The organism is Domibacillus indicus, assembly GCF_023715895.1.
GTDB classification, from domain to species: Bacteria; Bacillota; Bacilli; order Bacillales; family Domibacillaceae; genus Domibacillus; species Domibacillus indicus_A.
Genome location: NZ_JAMBOO010000004.1, coordinates 34,945 through 55,698, shown reverse-complemented (window position 1 = coordinate 55,698; position 20,754 = coordinate 34,945). Strand labels below are relative to the sequence as shown.

The 20,754-nt window shown below is 45.2% G+C and carries 16 protein-coding genes and 2 tRNA genes; 4 read left to right on the top strand and 14 right to left on the bottom strand.

The window, feature by feature from the left end; translation table 11 throughout:
- The first annotated feature begins 360 nt into the window (after positions 1-360).
- The 3 genes from M3221_RS09150 to M3221_RS09140 all read left to right on the top strand — a co-directional run bounded on the left by M3221_RS09150 (position 361) and on the right by M3221_RS09140 (position 3,627).
- Positions 361-2,058, top strand: a complete 1,698-nt coding sequence (locus tag M3221_RS09150; RefSeq protein WP_251271187.1) for an NAD-dependent malic enzyme — start codon at positions 361-363, stop codon at positions 2,056-2,058.
- 117 nt (positions 2,059-2,175) lie between these two features.
- Positions 2,176-3,123 carry an AEC family transporter gene (locus M3221_RS09145; RefSeq protein ID WP_251271185.1) on the top strand — a complete coding sequence of 316 codons (948 nt, stop codon included), beginning with the start codon at positions 2,176-2,178 and terminating at the stop codon, positions 3,121-3,123.
- A gap of 102 nt (positions 3,124-3,225) precedes the next feature.
- Positions 3,226-3,627 carry a DoxX family protein gene (locus tag M3221_RS09140; RefSeq protein ID WP_251271184.1) on the top strand — a complete coding sequence of 134 codons (402 nt, stop codon included), beginning with the start codon at positions 3,226-3,228 and terminating at the stop codon, positions 3,625-3,627.
- A gap of 420 nt (positions 3,628-4,047) precedes the next feature.
- On the opposite strand, the gene rlmH is transcribed toward M3221_RS09140, so the two are convergent.
- Positions 4,048-4,527: a 23S rRNA (pseudouridine(1915)-N(3))-methyltransferase RlmH gene (rlmH, locus tag M3221_RS09135; protein ID WP_251271183.1), complete on the bottom strand. Its 480-nt coding sequence runs from the start codon at positions 4,525-4,527 to the stop codon at positions 4,048-4,050.
- 255 nt (positions 4,528-4,782) lie between these two features.
- Here rlmH and M3221_RS09130 point away from each other — a divergent pair, with 255 nt between their 5' ends.
- Positions 4,783-7,065 (top strand): glycerophosphodiester phosphodiesterase family protein, encoded by a 2,283-nt coding sequence (locus M3221_RS09130; protein ID WP_251271182.1) that lies wholly within the window; start codon positions 4,783-4,785, stop codon positions 7,063-7,065.
- 93 nt (positions 7,066-7,158) lie between these two features.
- Here M3221_RS09130 and M3221_RS09125 read toward each other — a convergent pair whose 3' ends face one another.
- The 13 genes from M3221_RS09125 to M3221_RS09065 all read right to left on the bottom strand — a co-directional run bounded on the left by M3221_RS09125 (position 7,159) and on the right by M3221_RS09065 (position 20,709).
- The gene (locus M3221_RS09125; RefSeq protein ID WP_251271181.1) at positions 7,159-7,317 is read right to left on the bottom strand and encodes a CxxH/CxxC protein; all 159 of its coding nucleotides are present in this window, start codon (positions 7,315-7,317) and stop codon (positions 7,159-7,161) included.
- The gene (locus M3221_RS09120; protein WP_251271180.1) at positions 7,317-8,519 is read right to left on the bottom strand and encodes a S1C family serine protease; all 1,203 of its coding nucleotides are present in this window, start codon (positions 8,517-8,519) and stop codon (positions 7,317-7,319) included. The genes M3221_RS09125 and M3221_RS09120 overlap by 1 nt, the downstream gene beginning before the upstream one ends.
- A gap of 189 nt (positions 8,520-8,708) precedes the next feature.
- Complete coding sequence (locus M3221_RS09115; RefSeq protein ID WP_251271178.1) at positions 8,709-9,503, bottom strand: MBL fold metallo-hydrolase; 795 nt, start codon at positions 9,501-9,503, stop codon at positions 8,709-8,711.
- A gap of 22 nt (positions 9,504-9,525) precedes the next feature.
- Positions 9,526-10,347: a two-component system regulatory protein YycI gene (locus M3221_RS09110; RefSeq protein ID WP_251271177.1), complete on the bottom strand. Its 822-nt coding sequence runs from the start codon at positions 10,345-10,347 to the stop codon at positions 9,526-9,528.
- The gene (locus tag M3221_RS09105) at positions 10,334-11,680 is read right to left on the bottom strand and encodes a YycH family regulatory protein (RefSeq protein WP_251271174.1); all 1,347 of its coding nucleotides are present in this window, start codon (positions 11,678-11,680) and stop codon (positions 10,334-10,336) included. Before M3221_RS09105 ends, M3221_RS09110 begins: the two co-directional genes overlap by 14 nt.
- Entirely contained in the window at positions 11,677-13,494 is a 1,818-nt protein-coding gene (walK, locus tag M3221_RS09100; protein WP_251271173.1) for a cell wall metabolism sensor histidine kinase WalK, read from the bottom strand. The genes M3221_RS09105 and walK overlap by 4 nt, the downstream gene beginning before the upstream one ends.
- A gap of 5 nt (positions 13,495-13,499) precedes the next feature.
- On the bottom strand, positions 13,500-14,210 hold the full coding sequence (yycF, locus tag M3221_RS09095) for a response regulator YycF (protein WP_242232813.1): 711 nt from the start codon (positions 14,208-14,210) through the stop codon (positions 13,500-13,502).
- Positions 14,211-14,395: 185 nt separating this feature from the next.
- Positions 14,396-14,468 (bottom strand) — tRNA-Phe (locus M3221_RS09090).
- A 172-nt stretch (positions 14,469-14,640) separates the two neighbouring features.
- Positions 14,641-14,717 (bottom strand) — tRNA-Asp (locus tag M3221_RS09085).
- A gap of 653 nt (positions 14,718-15,370) precedes the next feature.
- Positions 15,371-16,657, bottom strand: a complete 1,287-nt coding sequence (locus tag M3221_RS09080) for an adenylosuccinate synthase (RefSeq protein ID WP_251271171.1) — start codon at positions 16,655-16,657, stop codon at positions 15,371-15,373.
- 208 nt (positions 16,658-16,865) lie between these two features.
- Positions 16,866-18,230 carry a replicative DNA helicase gene (gene dnaB, locus M3221_RS09075; RefSeq protein ID WP_251271170.1) on the bottom strand — a complete coding sequence of 455 codons (1,365 nt, stop codon included), beginning with the start codon at positions 18,228-18,230 and terminating at the stop codon, positions 16,866-16,868.
- A gap of 59 nt (positions 18,231-18,289) precedes the next feature.
- Positions 18,290-18,739 (bottom strand): 50S ribosomal protein L9, encoded by a 450-nt coding sequence (gene rplI / locus M3221_RS09070; RefSeq protein ID WP_242232497.1) that lies wholly within the window; start codon positions 18,737-18,739, stop codon positions 18,290-18,292.
- Positions 18,736-20,709 carry a DHH family phosphoesterase gene (locus tag M3221_RS09065; protein ID WP_251271168.1) on the bottom strand — a complete coding sequence of 658 codons (1,974 nt, stop codon included), beginning with the start codon at positions 20,707-20,709 and terminating at the stop codon, positions 18,736-18,738. Before M3221_RS09065 ends, rplI begins: the two co-directional genes overlap by 4 nt.
- Positions 20,710-20,754 lie beyond the last annotated feature (45 nt).

The following is a 20,754-nucleotide window of genomic DNA, read 5'->3' as shown; positions in this document are numbered from 1 at the left end:
CTACTTCACAAATTTTATCCTGGGGTTCATAATGGTACTTAAAGGCGGCACTTTTTAAAATGGCTGGCTGCTGTCGTGCACTCGTTTTGGCTTTAAGATCAAACAAATGCAACATGAGCATTTTAAGAAGATTTCCCTTACTACTTACTGACCATCAAATTGGTTTACAGCCCCGTACCTAAGCTGGCTCACTTTTCATAACGCTGTTTAAAATGGAAGGCATACATAAAAGCAAGGAAAAAGGCTTCCGGAAAGCAGGAGTAAGGCCCGGCTCATGGATGCACGAAAAGCCAGCGTGCTTGACTGTCAAAAGAACAGAAATGGACACTGCCGCCAAACAGATAGGAAGAAGGAATAGAAATGACCACGGAAGTAAAAACAAATATGAAATGGGAAACCTCTTTGAGAGGAAAAGAGGTTCTTTTAAACCCTTTTATCAATAAAGGGGTGGCTTTTACAAAGAAAGAGAGAAAAGAACTTGGGCTTGAGGGATTACTTCCCCCTCAGGTGCTGACACTTGATCAGCAGGCAAAGCGGGCGTATACACAATTTGCTGCTCAATCAAGCAGCATTCGTAAAAACGGCCTGCTTCATGATTTATATAACCGTAACGTTGTTCTGTTTTACCGTCTGCTGAAAGATCACCTCAGCGAAATGCTGCCGATCATTTACACGCCGACTGTCGGTGAATCGATTCAAAAGTATTCTCACGAATATCACCGTCCCGGGGGATTATACTTATCAGTTGATAATATGGAAGAAATGGAAGAAGCCTTTCAAAACCTTCACTACGCTGCAAATGACATTGATTTGATTGTAGCAACAGATTCCGAGAGCATTCTTGGTATTGGAGATCAAGGTGTAGGCGGAATTAATATTGCGATTGGTAAATTGGCTGTTTACACTGCGGCCGCCGGTATCGATCCGAGCCGCGTTCTTCCTGTTGTACTTGACGTTGGAACGGATAACGAAAGCCTTCTTCATGATGAGCTTTATGTTGGCAACAAGTTTAGCCGTGTTCGCGGTGAAACGTACGCCAAATTGATTGATCTGTTTGTTGCCAATTGCCAGCAATTCTTCCCTGAAGCGCTTATTCACTGGGAAGACCTTGGAAACGTGAACGCACGCAATATTATCGATCAGTACGGTGATTCCATTCTGACGTTTAACGATGATATACAAGGTACTGGTGCTGTCACCCTTGCTGCTGTAATGTCCGCCCTGAAGATAACAGGTGTTCCGTTAACCGAACAGCGGGTTGTTGTATTCGGCCCTGGTGCTGCAGGAATTGGAAACGCCGATCAAATGGCAGAAGCAATGGTGCTGGAGGGCATGTCTAAAGAAGAGGCATACAATCAATTCTGGGCTGTCGACTACCGCGGCTTATTAACCGATCTTATGACGGATGTTTTTCCATTTCAACAGCCATACACACGAAAAGCAGAAGAAGTAAAAACCTGGGCGCGCAGCGAAGACGGTATCATCCCGCTTATGGAAGTGATTAAACAGGTCAAGCCAACCATTTTAATTGGTACTTCCGGACAAGCCGGCGCTTTTTCAAAAGAAATCATTCAGGAAATGGCCAAGCATGTGGAGCGTCCGATTATTATGCCGATGTCGAACCCGACTCCTTTAGCAGAAGCTACACCGGCAGATTTACTTGCCTGGACGGAAGGCAGAGCTTTGATCGCAACAGGAAGCCCATTTGAGGATATATCCTATAACGGTGTAACGTATGAAATCGGGCAATCAAACAATGCTTTTGTGTTCCCTGGACTTGGATTAGGCGCGATTGCGGCCAAAGCAGTCAAAATCTCCAAAGGAATGCTTGCTGCAGCCGCAGCCGCAGTCGCCCAATCATCAGATACAAGCAAGCCTGGCGCTTCTCTCCTGCCTTCTATCGATCAGCTGCAGGAGGTCTCTCGATCTGTGGCGCTCGAGGTAGCCAAAACGGCTGTAGCGGAAGGAATAGCTAGAGCGGATATCGCTGCGATTGAAAAAGCAGTCATAGAAGACGTATGGAAGCCTGAGTACAAAGAAATTATTTACAAAAAGTAAAAAGTTTTATCGGTCTGGATGCTCATAAAAGAGGAAAGATGAACAAGCTCTTTCCTTTCGAGCAGGCCGATCAAGTGCATATTTAAAGAGAAATTCTGAAAGTGAAGTGTGTATAGAATGAGTATTAGCAGTATTTTCTTAACGTTGGTTCCTATCTTTTTTACGATTATACTCGGTTATTTAGGCGGTTATTTTCGAGTATTTAATGCCGATTCCTCTAAAGGCCTGAATACATTGGTAACGAAATTTGCCCTGCCGGCCCATCTCTTTATTGGCATCACATCAACGTCTAAACAAACGCTGATGAACCAGTGGCCTTTCTTCTTAACGATGACAATTGGTATTATTGGCTTTTATGTGATTCTTTTATTGATTGCTCGTTTTGGGTTTAAGTACGATTTAACAAAAGCATCCATGTTTTCACTCAACTCAACCCAGCCGGCATTTGCTTTTATGGGCATCTCTGTGCTGGGAAGCTTATTTGGGGCCCAGGAAGTGGCAATTCCCATTGCTGTGACGGGAATTGTCGTGAATGCCCTCCTGGATCCTTTAGCGACAATCGTGGGGACAATCGGACAAGGCAGCAGCGGCGCATCTGGAGAGGAGAAATCAAGTACGCTTGGCATTATTCTTCATGGCCTGAGCGAACCGCTTGCCTGTATCCCGCTTGCTGCCGTCGTGCTGACACTATTTGGCTTCCAGTCACCGGATCTCGTAAAAGATGCCCTTGACCAGATTGGATCTGTTACATCCGGCGTTGCGCTATTTGCTGTCGGTGTCACAGTTGGTATCCGCAAAATTAGCTTTAAAGCCATTTCATTTGGCATTTCTATTTTAAAGGTTGTGGCGATTCCATTATTCATGATTGCCGTAGCCCATATGGTTGGTATTAATCATGCAGATACAGTCAAAGCTATTTTGCTTGTGTCATTCCCGGGTTCCGCTGTGGCAGCCATGATTTCAACCCGTTTTGATTCGTTGAGTACAGAAACGGCTTCTTCTTTTGTTATTAGCACTGTTTTATCCCTAGTTTCCTTGCCGGTTTACATCTCTTTATTGATGTAGGGCATAAACATTGTCTTGCTTCCTCACAATAAGTTATCTGTTTGTTTTTGATCAGAACCATTATGTCTTTTGAAAATACATTGACTGAAAGAAGGAAGAAGTATGGCGGCAGATCTTGGACTATTAATCATTCGGCTTGTGATTGGATTAACTTTTGTCGGACACGGTGCCCAAAAGCTGTTCGGCTGGTTCGGAGGTACAGGTATTACCGGAACGGGAAGCTGGCTCGAGTCAATCGGCATCAAAGAGGGCGCAAAGGTGTGGGCCGTCCTGGCAGGACTGTTTGAATTCATTGGCGGCCTGCTGTTTGCTGCCGGCTTTCTGACCTGGCTCGGCGCGATCATGATTGTCATTGTTATGATTGATGCCATTTTTGCGGTTCATGGCAAAAACGGCTACTGGATGACAAACGGCGGGTTTGAATACAATCTCGTTTTGATTGCAGCAGCCATTGGCGTCGCTTTAATCGGGCCGGGTGAGTACGTTTTAATTTATACACCGTGATAAAAAAGCTGGCCCTTTCAGGCCAGCTTTTTTGTTTCATCCTGTTTATCTATTTTGTTTTTATTTATGGAAGGGTTCTCTACTCTTCTAACTGCTGTACCTCGTTTTAAATGTCAGCATTATTTGTATCATTGATTCAAGCCAATGATCTGTTGCGGCCTTCTTATTTAACTCAAAATCAACCGTATAACGCAGCAAGGATTTTATTTCTGCCTCTAAAAAGAACAATCATATCGAAAATGGTTTACTCATGGTTTGTTATTGATTAGAATAAAAAATGCTTGGAACAGTTATCCAAGCATTTTTTATTCCCGTTATATTGTGCTGCCAGCATCAAAATAGCCTTTGTAAGCTGTGGTTCCAGTATAAAACCTTTACAGCAGCTCGTTATCGAATGTAACTCCTGCATTCCGCTTACTATTATTTGTGATATGGTTCACCGCGGTTTATCCGAAAACTCCGATATACCTGCTCAACCAAAACGAGTCTCATAAGCTGATGTGGAAAAGTCATCGGAGAAAATGACAGCTTGTCATCTGCCCGTTTTAAAACGGCATCACTCAGTCCGAGTGATCCGCCGATCACGAAAGCAATCTTGCTTTTGCCATAAGTGGCGAGCTTATCAAGATCGGCAGCAAGCTGTTCAGAAGATTTCATTTTTCCATTGATGGCCAAAGCGATCACGTAGGTGTCCTGGCCGATTTTGGCAAGAATGCGCTCGCCTTCTTTTTCTTTCACCTGTTTCATTTCCGCTTCACTTAATATTTCCGGTGCTTTTTCATCCGGAACTTCGATGATATCGATTTTTGCATAAGCAGATAATCGTTTCACATATTCATCTATGCCTTGCTTCAAGTACTTCTCTTTTAGTTTTCCTACTGTTATAATCGAGATATTCACAATTTGACCCCACTTTACAAACAATTTACGAACAGCTTATCCACAGAAGTTATCCACATATTAACAGCCCTTTTGTTCATCTTTATTTTATCATACTATCCACATGTGAATATCTTTTCCTGCGGCGTTTCTTTTTTTATTTTCAGGAAAAAAGAACGAATTTTTCGTCTTTTTTGTTAACTTATTTTTTCCTTCACACTCTGTTAATAATCCCCTGCCAAAATAAAGAAGCAGTTTATTTTAGGAGGGATTAGAATGAAAAAGAAAAAGATTGTTCCATTGTTTTTAGCTTCTAGTTTTTTATTAAGCGCAAATGAATGGGCACCTGTCCACACGCTGGCAGCAGAGCCTGTTTTACAAGAATCCTTCGATGCGTCTTCACTGCCGGCTGGCTGGGAAGTGATTCAGGGACAAGCTTCTGTTCAAAACGGTGCCCTTGTTTTGTCATCTCCTTCTTCTTCAAAGCCTGCTCGCGTGCTTGCACCTTCGTCTGTTTCTGGCGGTGACTATGTGATTGAAGCCGATATGACGTTTTTATCCGCTGTTGAAGATACGCGCTGGGCATCGATTATGTATCGCGTACAGGGTAATGACTATCCTTATTATCAAATGGCTGTCCGCCGCGGTGCCCAGGCGCTAAATGGCATTGAATTTGCCCTTCGTAACGAAAACAATCAATGGTCTGTGCTGAACAAAGCCCCTTACAGCGAGGCTTTTGCTTACAACAAAACGTACAAGCTGAAAATCATTTCAAAAGGAAACCGCGTGCAGCAATTTATAAATGGCCAGCTCGTTATCGACACAGATGCGGCAGCAGCGCTTCAAAACGGCCGAATCGGTTTTCAGGCATCGGGCGCCACTGTTCAATTTGATCATATCCGTATTACTGAACAAACAGAAGAGCTTCCTTCTTTGGCCGAAAGCGGTGCTTTTCTTGGCGATCAGCCGGAAACCAACCTGCTTAATGCACCGACCGTGATTTCGTCAGTGCCTCAGCTCCAACAAATGGAGGGTGTTTCATCTATGCTGCTTCAGCCAGGAGCTGATTTGAAGGTGAAAGATGTACCTCTTCGCACTTATTTGGAAGAAATGGCAGGCGAAACGATTCCGGTCATTCGACTCGAAGAAGCCGAAACGGCTGAGAAAACAGCCGAATTGCTTCAGGAGTTGTCCATCCAGGACGTACATATTCTTTCCAGTCAGCCAGATGTGTTAAAAGTCGTTCGAGAAACAGTTCCGTCTGCACGCGGCGCACTCCTCTATAACCGGTCTTCACTTAATAATCACGACGTGAACCGCTTTATCCAGTCCATTCACGCGTCTGGCGCTAAAACAGCGGTATTGCCGCAAAAGCTGCTTTCAGCGGACCTTGTTCATGAGTTTCACCGCCGTGCTGTGGCGGTTTGGGGAGAGATGGAAGGTGCATCAGAGCTGGCTGCACATAGCCTTATTCATGCAGGAGTCGACGGCATGATTGCAGGTGACACCATACCGGTAACGGCTGCATTCAGCCGTTACCCGGAAAACACGCTCGTTCAGCGCCCCATTGTTGCAGCGCATCGCGGTATCCCATCATTAGCCCCAGAAAATACAATGGCCGGCTACCGAATGGCGTATGAACTTGGCGCAGATTTAATTGAAACAGATGTGCAGAAAACGAAGGACGGCGAAATCGTCATTATGCATGACTATGCCGTCGACCGGACGACGAACGGAACAGGCAATGTAAAAGATTTGACCTTGAAAGAAATTCAGTCTCTTGATGCAGGCTCTTATTTTAGCAGCCAATTTGCCGGTGAACGCGTGCCGGCCTTCCGTGAATTCCTTCAGGAGTTTAAGGGGAAAAATGTCATTCTTTTAGTGGAGCTAAAAGCAGATGGCATTGCGGAAGATACGATTCGGATCATTAACGAGGAGGAAATGGCGGATCAAGTTGTCCTGCAAAGCTTTCATTTAAACAGCGTTACCCAGTCAGTCGCTTCCGCACCGCATATACCGTCGGGCTACTTGTACTCTTCATCTGTTCCAGGCGGGGAAGCAGCACGGCTTAATGATGCCCGGAGCATGCTTCAATATGCTTCGCGTATCAATGCCACGCTTAACGCCAGCTACAGCAGCTTATCGCCGGAATTTACATCTTATCTTCGCCAGCGCGGCATGATCAGTTTTCATTGGACTTTCCGCAATGAAGCAGATTTTGGCAGCGAGCTGCAAAACGGCATGATTGGACCGATTACGGATTATACACAGTGGCTGACCGATGCACCGATTCGGATTGAAACACCGATTCAAAAACGACATTTGCGTGTCGGACAGACCACAGAGATTCAAGCAAAAGCCTTTCTTAATTACCGTACAGAGAAAAAGGAAAATATTGAAACTACTCTTTTTTCTTCACATGATGGCGTAACCATTAGCGGAAATACCATTCAAGCGGTGCAAACGGGCACTTTTTACGTTTTTGCCCAGCATACATTTAACATGCTTGGACAAGAATGGCGAATTGTCTCCCAGCCGATTGAAGTAGTGGTAAAATAAAGAAAAAATTCCCGTTATCAACATGTTGATAACGGGAATTTTCTGACTTTATCCACATACCCACAGAATTAATCCACATTTTGAGGGCAACGATTAGCTGCCCACAACATATAGAGCCACGTTTTGACAAAATTCGCAGGATGCAGGTTCTTCTGCTTGTTGCATAACCGGCGCCGTTTCCCATTCGTCCACGGCTATATCAAGCGCCAGTTCCACGTGCTCCAGACAGCACGTTATTTCTTTTTTCTCCATTACAAATCACTCTCCGCAACGAGCGTCATCTTTGTTTCCCGCTGCTTTCCATCACGATAGTAGGTTACGTTTACAGTGTCGCCCTCTTTTTTATTGTTGTACATATATTTGCGCAGGGCAATAACATCCTGAACAGGCTTGCCGTCAAGAGCTGTGATCACATCATACTCCTGCATGCCCGCTTTCGCTGCCGGAGAATTTGTTAACACTTGCTCAATGATGACACCTTCTTTAATATCTTTAGGCAGCTTTAATGTTTCTTCCTGATGATAAGACGGCAGCTCGCTTACATTCTGCAGGGTAACACCCATTGCCGGACGCTTTACTTCGCCATATGATTCAAGGTCTTTGATAATGGGCAAAGCCGTGTCAATCGGAATGGACAAGCCGATGCCTTCCACTGCGCTCTCGGCAATTTTCATAGAGTTGATCCCAATAACCTGGCCTGCAATATTAACCAGCGCGCCGCCGCTGTTGCCGGGATTAATCGCTGCATCTGTCTGCAGGACTTCTGCCTGCCAGTCATTCACCATATCTCCATTTAAATCAACGGGAATGGCCCGCTCCAGTCCTGACACAACCCCTTGTGTAACAGACCCGGAAAATTCAAGTCCAAGCGGATTCCCAATCGCAATGACTGGTTCGCCGATTTTTAGCGCTCCTGAATCCCCGAATTCGGCTGTTTTTTTCACATTGGCGCCTTTAATTGTTAAAACGGCAAGATCCGTCCATACGTCGCCGCCAAGCAGTTCCGCCGGTTCTTTTGTGCCGTCCGCCAAGGTTACTTCAAGCTGCTGGGCACCTTCGATAACGTGATAGTTCGTCACAATAAAAGCCGTATCATCGCTTTTTTTATAAATGACACCACTGCCGCTTCCAGCTTCCTGAGGACCAGATTCTGATCCGAAAAAGTCCATAGAAGCCTGGATATTGGTGATCCCGACTACCGTGTCTTTGGCTTTATCCACAGCCTTCGTTACGTCCGTTGTTACATCAAGTGATACCTGCTCCGCGTTTTCATTTTGGACAGACTCATTCTCAGAAACAGAAACGCCTTCTTTGTTTTGATACTCTACAATAGATGGAAGCGTGCCGACTACAAGTCCAGCCCCGACCACCACACCGGCAAGTCCTGATAAAAAGTAGCCGCCTTTTCCGCTTCGCTTGTTTCTTCCTGTGCGCCCTTCATCATAATAGCCCAATACGATTCATCCTTTCTGCCAACTTATTGTTTCACCATTTCTCTCATCTATTCTAAAAAATTATACGCTTTTGCCAAAAAGAAGGGCAACTCATATGCCGCCTGCTGTGTATAACGGGCAAGTAGAAAAGGTTGAAAGAAATCAAAAGCTGGCAGAAAAAAGCCCGCAGCTGTCTGCCACGGGTGTGGATTAAATAACCGCAAGCGGTGTTGGCACTTTCGGGTCCGTGTCATACAGGTGAAACTGATGGCCGACTCCTGCGTCTTTTTGTTCAAGCGTCTGCGTGACACTCATTTTTGCAAGTTCCTTCATATTATTATCTGCACTTAAATGTGCTAGATAAATACGCTTTGTCTGCGGGCCGATTACATCTGTCATCGCAAGCGCCGCATCTTCGTTTGATACATGTCCTACATCGCTTAAAATGCGCTGCTTAACGCTCCAGGGATAGCGGCCCATCCGAAGCATTCCAACATCATGATTGCTTTCAAAGACGTATGCATCGGCATTGGAAATAAGACCTTTCATCCGATCACTTACGTATCCCGTATCCGTGATCAAAACAAACTTTTTGCCGTTGTTGTGGAAAATATAAAACATCGGCTCGGCCGCGTCATGTGAAACACCGAAAGATTCAATATCCACAGCGCCGAATGTTTTCACTGTTTCCGTTTCAAAGACAAATTTCTGGCTGTCGTCAATTGTACCGGTCAGCCGGTCCATCGCCTGCCATGTTTTTTGGTTTGCGTAAACCGGCAGCTTGTATTTTCTCGCCAGCACGCCAAGTCCTTTAATATGGTCGCTATGTTCATGGGTAACAAAGATGCCCGATAAATCGGCTATCTTGCGTCCAATCGATGAAAAAAGCTCTTCCATTTTTTTGCCGGAAAGGCCGGCATCCACAAGAAAGGAATGGCCGTCTGATTCCACGAAAACCGCATTGCCGGTGCTTCCGCTTGCCAGTACACTAAATTGCATTGTCATGCTGTTCACTCCAGTTAGATTGCTACGATTCTTTTTGCTGTGGATTAATGGATCCGTCAAACGCATTTACATATACTTCTTCGATTTTATCACCTTTTTTAAGCTGAAAATACCAGGTCGGTGACAGCACCTGCTGTACATTCGATTCGTCGAGCTCTATTTGCTGAGACTCATCAACTCGCACAACGGTATAGTATCCGAGTTCTGCGTCGCTGATTTCACTGTCGAGCTGAATAAGGCCGTTTTTATAAAGCGAATCAATGGCCTGAAGGGCAGGCAAAATCGTTTCCTTATTCCGGTTGTCATCCACACTTGAAAGCATTGTTTGAGAATAACTCACAATATCTTTATCGTTATTAAGCTGTACAGTCAGCATGCCGGCTGCATTTTCAAACAATTTTTTACCGGCAATCTTCTGATAGTAGATAACGGTGTTAGCTTCCTGATTTCGTTTCCAATAAGCGTATTCCCCGCCATGCAGCACATTGTTTTTCACAAAGGCATTTAATTTGCTGCGTGCTGCTCCATCGGTTTCATATGGTTCTTCGAGCAGGCTGACAATTTCTGTTCCATTTTTTTCAATCGCCCATTTTTGTTTCGTTAAAAAAAACAGCTCTTTCTCTGTAAATGTTTTTGGTTTTGCGACGATCATAGATCGTTCACCCGAGTCATCAGGCATTTCTTCGTGTTTGACCCCGTCTTCTTGCAGCTTTTGTTCAATCGATGTTTTTTTAATTACTTCAAACCGGGAAGTTCCATATTTATTAAAAAACATCACGGCTAGAAAAATATCCAGGACGAGAAACACGGCGATAAAAATGGTTTTTGTTTTATTCCAATCCATCCACTTGTCCTCCTTCGTCCGTGACAAGCTTTTGCCATCCACCGTCATACTGGTAGTACCAAAACGGCTCGAATGCTACCACTACTTTTGGTGATTCCTGTTTCAGCGTCATTTCATATCCAATCCGCATATCTGTCAACAGCTTCGGGTCTACTGTCTCTAGTTCCAATACTTCATTGAGCGCTTCCTGGCCGCTTTTTAGTTCTACGGTTCCTGTTCCTGGAGAAACCGGTTTGTCCAGCTCCACAATAAAAGAAGAACGGTCGTACTGATAAATACGTTCCCGACCCCAAATTTGTGAAAGCTCCGTCATGCTGGCCATTCCCGGTGGACTAAATACGGGGAAGTCTCCTAAAAACAAACGATAGCTGATTTCCGTTGAACCTGGTTTTGTTTGAAACAAGCGGTAGCTATCTACCCAGCCATGGTGCTCGTTCACAAAATCAATGCTTTTTTCAATCAACTGGTCCAGCGGCATCGGTTCAGGTACAACAGATGGATTTACATATCGGACTGTGCCTGTACTGCTGTTGATCCGCATAAAGCTCGTTCCGTCTGTTATATATCCTTCTCCTTCACCACTTGAACTACGCTGTACGTAGCTTGGATCGTTAAAAAGCGCCCGTTTAAACGTGTCTGCATCAATCTGCTCTGGCAAATAGCTTTGAACAGTTAAAACAGGCGGCTCTTTGCGCACGTATAAACGAGCACCATCAGGAACTTGATAAGAGATATATGGCTCCAGACGGTCATGGTTTTCTACGTAGCGCTGCTTGAATTCACGCAAAGATCCCGTTTGAACCTCACTTTTGAACACAAGCCTTTCTTTAACCGAAACAAAATAAACAAACACTTTGTTTTTTTGCTCTGCTTCCGTGATAACCACTCGGTTAAACACCGCATTCGGAACGGTTTTATCACTAAATGAAACCATTGTTTTAAATGTATTGAATGGAATAGACGAGGAAAAAAACAGCTCTACATGTGAATCACTGGACAACAGCTTTGAAAATTCCGCTTCATTTAAGGAATTGGATATGTTTTCAGGCTCCATAAACGTCCATTCCCTCATTTCCTTCATCACCCAGTCCAAATCCTGCTTGGCAATGGTTCCATAGTGGCTTCCCTCCTGGTGGGAGATAAGCCGGGAAGGCTTTAATAAATCGGAAATTTTGCGCTCCTCGCCCATTTCCACTTCTGTTACGATATTTTCACCCGCACTATCTGTAATGGTTTGATAGGAAGGCTGATAGTTCCAAATACCCCATGTCAACGCCAGACTGATCAAGACCAGCAGCGCGAGCGCTGCGGATTTGATTTTTTCATAATTCATTCCCAATCATCCTCTTCGGAAAGATCCGCCGGCAGTGTAAAGAAAATCGTCGTCCCTTTCCCTTCCACACTTGTCGCCCAAATGTGGCCGCCGTGCGCGGTAATGAGTTCTTTCGCAATGGCAAGCCCTAGACCGGTGCCGCCCATTTTTCTTGAACGGGCTCGGTCTACCCGGTAAAAACGTTCGAAAATACGCTCCAGACTTTTTTTCGGAATCCCCATCCCCTGATCACTGATGCTGACTTGAATGGTATCTCCGTGTTCCTCCACTTTAAAAGAAACAAGGCCGCCTTCCGGTGAGTATTTGAGCGCATTGGAAATAATATTATCAATCACCTGGGTAAGCTTATCCTGATCGATCGTTACATAAATCGGATAGCGCGGCAGCTTGCGCCGAAACGTTACTTCCTGAGATTTTGTCATTTCAAAGCGGTCAATAATTTTATTGAAAAACTCAATAAAATCAGTGTCCTTTTTTATTAAATTGTATTCCTGGCTGTCAAACTTTGAAAGCTGCAGCAAATCGTTCACAAGCCGAATCATCCGCTCCGTTTCCGTCTGGGTGACCTCAAGGAAATTCGGTGCGATGTCCGGGTCCTGCCAGGCACCTTCCGCGAGTGCTTCGAGATAGCTTCGCATCGTTGTCAGCGGTGTCCGCAATTCATGTGAAACGTTCGTTACAAACTCGCGGCGCTCCATTTCAATTTTTTCCTGCTCGGTAATATCGTGCAAAACGGTAATAAGCCCGTTCACAAAGCCCGTTTCTTTTTGAATGACAGAAAAGTTCGCGCGCAGCACATAAGGCCGGTCATGCGTACTGTAGTCCAAAATAACAGAATCCTGCTCATTAAGTAAATCATCAAAGGAATAGTCCTCTTCCAGATTGAGCAATGAAACAATCGGCTGTGAAATAACTGTTTCACGTGAAACACTCAGCATTTTGGATGCGGGCTCATTAATTAAAATCACCCGGCCGCGCCGGTCGGTCGCAATCACGCCATCCGTCATATAAGAAAGAACCGATGACAGCTTGCGCCGTTCCCCTTCTGTGGTGGCTTGAGCTTCCTGAAGGCGTTTCGTTAAGTTATTAAAGGTAACGGCCAGTTCACCAATTTCATCCTGCCCATACACTTTTACTTTACGGGAGAAATTCCCCTTTCCAAGCGCCACTGCCTGCCGTCTCATATCGGTGATCGGCCGAGTGATCGTCCGTGCCAGCGTGATCCCTAAAACAGCAGTAATCGCCAGCGCCAGAATGGCAGCTGAAAACAGAATTTCATTAATGTCATCGAGCTGGCCGTACACCGTCTCAATATCTGCAACAAGATAAATGGCACCTTTCACTTCGCTGTTGTACGAAATCGGTGAAGTCCGCTCCCAGATACGCTTGCCGGCATCCACATACATTTTATCTTCTGTGGCTCCTGCTGACAGCGCCCTTTTCACGGAAATATCCGGCTGGCGCTGGCCGACGAGGTCACGTTTATTCGAATCGGACGTACCGATAATGCGGCTGTTCACATCGATCACCCGCACTTCAATAACGTCACCTGCTGAAAAATCTTCTAAAATAGTGCGTATATCTTGCTCGAGCGTTTTCGACTCTTCATCCCGCTCTTTTAATATTTCTTCACGTACGTTATATTCCAGTAATTCAACCCGCTGTGCCAAAGACTCTTTAAAGTTATTGGTGAATTTTTCTTCAAGGGAATTAACAAAATAAACACTGATAATCTGCATCGCGAATAAAATAAGCAGCACATAAATCAGCACGAATTTCATTTGTATCGAACGAAAAAAACCTACCCGTTTCATTCACGTTACTCCTGTTCAGGGTTGCGCAAATAGTAGCCAACGCCTCTTCGTGTTACGATCCAGGATGGGTGGCTCGGATTGTCTTCAATCTTCTCACGAAGGCGTCTGACTGTTACATCTACTGTTCTAACATCTCCGTAGTAATCATATCCCCAAACCGTCTGCAGCAGGTGCTCGCGTGTCATTACCTGTCCAATATGCTTGGCCAAATAATGAAGAAGTTCAAATTCACGGTGAGTTAACTCAATTGTTTCTCCGCGTTTTGAAACGATGTAGGCATCTGGATGAATCGTTAAAGCCCCTACCGCAATCTCGTTTGTATCAACCTCTTCTTCTTCTGGCGCCGGCGCTGCTTGATGGCGACGAAGATTTGCTTTTACCCTTGCAATCAGTTCACGTGTAGAAAACGGCTTTGTCACATAATCATCCGCTCCGAGTTCCAATCCAAGCACTTTATCAATCTCGGAATCCTTCGCTGTCAGCATGATAATCGGCATTTCGTATTTTTTACGCACTTCCCGGCATACTTCCATCCCATCACGGCCTGGAAGCATGATGTCAAGCAGCACCAAATCCGGCTGCATGTTCTCTACCATTTCAACTGCCTGGTCGCCATCGTATGCGCATTGCACGTCATATCCTTCTTTTTTTAAATTAAACTGCAAAATATCTGCAATGGGTCTTTCATCATCGACAACCAATATTTTCTTTTGCATCATGTATGTCCCTCACTTTTAGTTTCACAGAATAAAAGATGGCTTCAAATATTATATTTTATCACATTTTTGCCCTTTACGCTTTTCTTTACTTTACCATGGCAGGAAGACTGCGGCATCTGGCAATAGGCGTTAGAAATAACAAAAAGCACCACGGGAGCGAAATCACCGCGATGCTTTTTCTATGGCTCAGGACGGAATCGAACCGCCGACACAAGGATTTTCAGTCCTTTGCTCTACCAACTGAGCTACTGAGCCGGAATTAAACAACATGTTTATACATAGGTTATTACGTTTTTACTGCCAGAAGTGCATGAAGACTAAATTTTCAAAAAACACAGCGGCCGTTTTTTTCGTGAAGGACAATTCAAAGATGCGGACGGCCGCCATCAAGAACATAACGATAGATAAGGTTTAAGTAAAGTAAAAATGGCGGTCCGGACGGGACTCGAACCCGCGACCTCCTGCGTGACAGGCAGGCATTCTAACCAACTGAACTACCGGACCACTTTTAGCGCTGTTTCCCAGCAACGTTGTTAATAGTATCATATGGGGGGAAGGGTGACAATACATTTTCACCATATTTGTCGAAAAAAACGAACAAAATAGTGGAATTTCGACAATTTCATGCTTTTTTCCAAACATTCCAAGGAAACAAATACAAAATCATACATTTTTATCTTATATAGGGAGTATTTGCAGGAGGACCATTGACATAGATAGATAGAAAAAAGCGGGACAAAACTTAGAAAAATAAAATCTTTTGGCAAAGTATCTCTTTGTTTCTTTTTTCCAAGAAGTGCGGCAGTTCAGATGAGAGCCGGTAAGGCGGCACAGGTTAATAGAACAACACATCTCCTATCACCAAAACGGTAAAAGTATATGTGAAGATTCGGCTTTTTAGAAACAAATGGGGAATCCAGCCGGACGAAGACTCCTGCGGGATGCACAGTGAGTCGGGAGACCCCGCAGGCGTGTACGCCGAGGAGGCTCCCGCACTGCCCTAAGGGGCGCGAAGTCCGACCGGCTTCCCTATCGGCTCTTTTTTTTAGAACTGATAGTCTCCTGCCCATTTTCGGCGGCGAAACTTTCATAAAAAAAGACTGACGACAAAGTCGTCAGTCTTAAGCTGCCCTATCTTAAGGCAGCTTTTTTATTATTTAACTCCACACACTGCGGACTATATTTGTCTGGTTGCGGTCTGGGCCTACTGAGAAAACAGACAATGGGATACCAGTCAGCTGCGACACACGCTCGATGTAATGACGTGCATTTGCCGGCAGCTCACTTAAATCTTTAACACCTGTAATATCTTCTGTCCAGCCTGGAAGCTCTTCATATACCGGCTCACACTCTGCAAGTACGCGAAGGTTTGCTGGGTATTCTGTGATTAGCTCGTCTTTGTAGCGGTACGCTGTACAAATTTTCAACGTTTCAATTCCTGTTAGTACGTCGATTGAGTTCAATGAAAGATCTGTGATTCCGCTCACACGGCGCGCATGGCGTACAACAACACTGTCAAACCAGCCAACACGGCGCGGACGGCCTGTTGTTGTACCGTACTCACGGCCCACTTCACGAATTCGATCTCCGATTTCGTTGTTCAGCTCCGTTGGGAACGGACCATCGCCGACACGAGTTGTATAAGCTTTGGATACGCCAACAACGTGTGTAATTTTGGATGGACCGACACCCGAACCAATTGTTACACCGCCGGCAACTGGATTCGAAGAAGTAACAAACGGGTATGTTCCCTGGTCGATATCAAGCATAACGCCCTGGGCGCCTTCAAATAGAACGCGGCGGCCTTCATCAAGCGCATCGTTCAGGACAACGGATGTATCACAGACAAGGTCTTTGATTTGCTGCCCGTACTCATAATATTCGTCCAGAATATCTTCCACTTTAAAGCCTTCTGTTTCATAGAAGCGCTCAAGCAGGCGATTTTTTTCTGCAATATTATGCGTCAGCTTTTCTTCAAATGTTTCGCGATCCAAAAGGTCAGCCATGCGGATTCCCATCCGTGCAGCTTTATCCATATAAGCAGGGCCAATGCCTTTTTTTGTCGTGCCGATTTTATTGGCGCCTTTGCGCTCTTCTTCCACTTCATCAATTTTCAAGTGGTATGGCAAAATCACGTGCGCACGGTTTGAAATGCGCAGGTTATCTGTTGACACGCCATGTCCATGCAAATATTCCAGCTCTTTTACAAGCGCTTTTGGATCTACAACCATACCGTTGCCGATTACACAAATTTTATCCGAATAAAAAATACCAGATGGAATCAAGTGAAGTTTGTATGTAACACCGTTAAATTTAATTGTATGACCTGCGTTGTTACCGCCTTGGTAACGGGCTACGACTTCTGCGTTTTCAGAAAGAAAATCGGTTACTTTCCCTTTTCCTTCATCGCCCCATTGTGTTCCTACTACAACTACTGATGACATTTTTTGCACCTCCGAAGGTTCATGAAAAACGTTTTATCAAACACGTTTATTTTACCAGCAGAAAACGGAGCCGTCAAACTAAAAGACGAACATTTTAAACTTAATCAGATTTTTTTATTCGTTTTTATTCCAAAAGTACCGGTTGCTTCAAGTGAGAGAATGCTTGAAAACGCATAAAAACAAAAAAAGCCAGCAATCGCTGGCTTTTTTATGCTCCAGGCGGCGCTCCCATTTCATCCATGCGCCGTTCCACATTTACGAATTTATTGTATTCCTTCACGAAAGCGAGCTCGACTGTTCCAGTCGGGCCGTTCCGCTGCTTGGCAATAATAATCTCGATCATATTTTTGTTTTCGGTTTCTTTATCGTAATAATCATCCCGGTACAAGAACGCTACAATATCGGCATCCTGCTCAATCGATCCAGATTCCCGGATATCGGACATCATTGGACGCTTGTCCTGCCGCTGCTCCACGCCACGGGAAAGCTGGGAGAGCGCAATAACCGGCACTTCCAGCTCACGGGCGAGCGCTTTTAGGGAACGGGAAATTTCCGATACTTCCTGCTGGCGGTTTTCGCCGGAGCGCCCATTCCCTTGAATGAGCTGCAGATAGTCGATCAAAATCATGCCCAGTCCCTGCTCCTGCTTCAGCCGGCGGCATTTGGAGCGGATTTCTCCAATGCGTACACCCGGCGTATCATCAATATAGATACCTGAATTAGACAAGCTGCCCATTGCCATTGTCAGCTTGCGCCAGTCTTCATCCGTCAGGGTGCCTGTCCGCAAGCTTTGCGCATTAATATTTCCTTCTGCGCAGAGCATCCGCATAACCAGCTGCTCTGCCCCCATCTCAAGACTAAAGATCGCAACCGTTTCATCCGTATTCGTTGCGACGTTTTGTGCAATATTAAGAGCAAATGCCGTTTTCCCGACAGACGGACGTGCGGCAACAATAATTAAATCATTTCGCTGGAACCCTGCGGTCATCCGGTCCAGCTCGGCAAATCCGGTTGGAATGCCGGTTACATCGCCTTTTCGGTTGTGAAGAAGCTCAATATTATCATACGTGCGCACAAGCACGTCTTTAATATTGTGAAAGGCACCCGCATTTTTCCGCTGGGCCACTTCCATAATGTTTTTTTCTGCTTCACTCAGCAAGCCTTCCACTTCATTCTCGCGCTCGTACCCGTCTGTGGCGATGGTAGTCGCCGTGCGGATCAACCGGCGCAGAAGCGATTTTTCTTCTACAATGCGGGCATAATATTCAATATTAGCCGCTGTTGGGACGGCTGCCGCCAATTCACTCAAATACGAAATACCGCCGACATCTTCAATCAATTTATGAGCGGCCAGGTCTTCGGTGACCGTCACCACGTCCACTGCTTTTCCGTGGTCGCTGAGCTTCAGCATCGCTAAATAAATCTGCTGGTGGGCATTCCGGTAAAAGTCTTCCGGAATTAATATTTCCGAAGCGACTGTTAACGCGGACGGCTCCAAAAAGATCGCCCCCAGCACAGCCTGTTCTGCTTCAATATTTTGCGGCGGTACACGGTCCGTTAATACATCGCTCATTGTTACCCTCCTCGCGAAAAAAACATGTGATCAGAGAAATCTGACCACATGTTTTTCTATTATTTTTCTTCTGTTACATGTACCTTAAGTGTAGCTGTGACTTCATTATGCAATTTAACCGGCACGTTTGTGTAGCCAAGACCGCGGATGCCGTCCGGAAGATCGATCTTCCGTTTATCAATCTTAATTTTATGTGTTTTGTTTAATTGATCTGCCACTTGTTTAGCTGTTACAGAACCAAAAAGCCGGCCGCCTGCACCTGTTTTAGCGTGCAATTCAACAGTCAGTGCTTCAATCGTTTCTTTCAGGCGCTTTGCTTCCTCCAGCTCTTCTGCTGCAAGAGCTGCTTGTTTTTTCTTTTGAGCATCAAGCGCGTTTTGGTTACCCGATGTTGCTTCAACTGCATAACCGTTTTTAATTAAAAAGTTATGTGCATAGCCATCGGCTACATTTTTAATATCGCCTTTTTTGCCTTTGCCTTTTACGTCCTTTAAAAAGATTACCTTCATTCTTCATTTCCTCCTTCAGTGACTTCATCAATAACGCGGCACAGCTCCATTTCAGCGTCTTCTACAGAAGCGTTCCGAATTTGCGTTGCAGCATTTGTTAAATGGCCGCCTCCGTTCAACTGCTCCATAATGATCTGTACGTTGACCTCACCAAGTGAGCGGGCACTGATCCCAATCGTTTCTTCGGACCGGCGGGCAATCACAAACGATGCCTGGACCCCATTCATGGTCAAAATCGTATCCGCTGCCTGAGCAATTAAGACAGAATCATACACATAATCATCACTGCCTTTGGCAATCGCCAGGCCGTCTTTATAAAAATAAACCGTTTCAATCAGCTGGCTGCGCTGAATGTAGGTGCCAATATCTTCTTTTAAAAACTTTTGAACCAAAATCGTATCCGCACCGTTTGTACGTAAATAAGCAGCTGCGTCAAACGTGCGGGCTCCAGTCCGCAGTGAAAAACTTTTTGTATCGACAATTATACCAGCAAGCAGGGCCGTTGACTCAAGCATCGATATTTTTTTTGTTTTCGGCTGATATTCCAACAGCTCTGTGACAAGCTCTGCCGTAGAAGAAGCATAGGGCTCCATATAAACAAGAAGCGGGTTTTTAATAAATTCTTCTCCGCGCCGATGGTGATCGATCACAACCACTCGTTCCGCTCTGGAAAGCAGTTTTCCTTCAATGACAAGCGACGGCTTATGGGTATCCACCACAACAAGCAAGGTTCGATTCGTTGCAATTTCAAGCGCTTCTTCTGGTGTAATAATTCTTGAATGAAGTTCAGGATTCTGTTCTTTCAGCTCGTTAAGCAGTCGTTTCACTGCCGTATCGATTTGTGCAGGATCAACGACAATATAACCTTCCCGCCCATTTAATTCTGCAACATGGCGAATACCCATTGAAGCACCGACTGCATCCATATCCGGATACTTGTGGCCCATTACGATCACTTTGTCACTCTCAGTTACGATGTCACGAAGCGCGTGTGAAATCACACGAGCACGCACCCGTGTCCGTTTCTCGGTTGGGTTTGTTTTCCCCCCGTAAAACTTTACTTTCCCGTCTCCCTGCTTGATGGCAGCCTGGTCACCGCCGCGCCCAAGAGCCAGATCCAAACTGGATTGAGCGAGATCGCCCAATTCCGGCAGCGGAACAACTCCCTGTCCGATACCAATGCTCAATGTCAGCGGGGCATAATGCTTAGCCGTTTCTTCACGCACTTCGTCCAAAATGGAAAACTTATCTTCTTCAAGTTTGGCTAAAATACGCTCGTTCATCACAGTAAAAAAGCGCTCCGACGACACACGTTTTAAAAACATGCCGTGTTTTTTCGCCCAGCCATTGAGCATAGAAGTAACCATGCTGTTTAAGCTGCTTTTTGTTTGATCATCCATCCCCTGTGTTAAATCATCGTAGTTATCGAGAAAGATGATGCTGAGCGTGGTTTTTTCTTCTCTAAACTGGCGGGAGATCCGTTCTTCTTCGGTCACATCAAAAAAGTAAAGAAGCCGTTCATCTGGTTTTGACACCACACGAAAGGTTTTGTCGTTTAAATTAAGCATGGCTTCTTTGCCGCTTTTAATAGCCGAAAGCAAAGGTTCCGCTACTTCATAAAGCGATTCGCCAACAAGGGTCTCTTCTTGAAAGTAAGAGGTTAAAAAAGCGTTCGCCCATTCGATTGTATACTCTTTATTGTAAAGCAGAATGCCAATCGGCAGCTCCTGAAGCGTTTCTTCACCGACTTTTTGAAGGCGGTACGATAAAGTGGCCACATACTTCTGTACATCTTCATGCATTTTTCTTTCTGCCAAATATAAAAAGAGGAGCAGAAAAATCGTCAATGTAAGCAAGCCGGCGCCGGCAGCCCAATTGTAGGAGAACAGCCAGGCCGACGCGGCCACAAGCACAAGCGTAATGACAATGATCGGTACTTGAATCATCCGCCTGTTATAATACGAAAGCATTCGCTTCAGCTCCTCGTTCTAAAGCTCCACCTTTTGTGCTCGATG

Bases quoted from the DNA above. Each gene is read 5' to 3' on its own strand.
- M3221_RS09110 (WP_251271177.1), bottom strand. From the start codon at position 10,347: ATGGATTGGAATAAAACAAAAACCATTTTTATCGCCGTGTTTCTCGTC.
- yycF (WP_242232813.1), bottom strand. From the start codon at position 14,210: ATGCAAAAGAAAATATTGGTTGTCGATGATGAAAGACCCATTGCAGAT.
- M3221_RS09080 (WP_251271171.1), bottom strand. From the start codon at position 16,657: ATGTCATCAGTAGTTGTAGTAGGAACACAATGGGGCGATGAAGGAAAA.
- rplI (WP_242232497.1), bottom strand. From the start codon at position 18,739: ATGAAGGTAATCTTTTTAAAGGACGTAAAAGGCAAAGGCAAAAAAGGC.
- M3221_RS09105 (WP_251271174.1), bottom strand. From the start codon at position 11,680: ATGAATTATGAAAAAATCAAATCCGCAGCGCTCGCGCTGCTGGTCTTG.
- dnaB (WP_251271170.1), bottom strand. From the start codon at position 18,230: ATGAGCGATGTATTAACGGACCGTGTACCGCCGCAAAATATTGAAGCA.
- M3221_RS09145 (WP_251271185.1), top strand. From the start codon at position 2,176: ATGAGTATTAGCAGTATTTTCTTAACGTTGGTTCCTATCTTTTTTACG.
- M3221_RS09115 (WP_251271178.1), bottom strand. From the start codon at position 9,503: ATGACAATGCAATTTAGTGTACTGGCAAGCGGAAGCACCGGCAATGCG.
- M3221_RS09130 (WP_251271182.1), top strand. From the start codon at position 4,783: ATGAAAAAGAAAAAGATTGTTCCATTGTTTTTAGCTTCTAGTTTTTTA.
- M3221_RS09125 (WP_251271181.1), bottom strand. From the start codon at position 7,317: ATGGAGAAAAAAGAAATAACGTGCTGTCTGGAGCACGTGGAACTGGCG.
- walK (WP_251271173.1), bottom strand. From the start codon at position 13,494: ATGAAACGGGTAGGTTTTTTTCGTTCGATACAAATGAAATTCGTGCTG.
- M3221_RS09065 (WP_251271168.1), bottom strand. From the start codon at position 20,709: ATGCTTTCGTATTATAACAGGCGGATGATTCAAGTACCGATCATTGTC.
- M3221_RS09140 (WP_251271184.1), top strand. From the start codon at position 3,226: ATGGCGGCAGATCTTGGACTATTAATCATTCGGCTTGTGATTGGATTA.
- M3221_RS09150 (WP_251271187.1), top strand. From the start codon at position 361: ATGACCACGGAAGTAAAAACAAATATGAAATGGGAAACCTCTTTGAGA.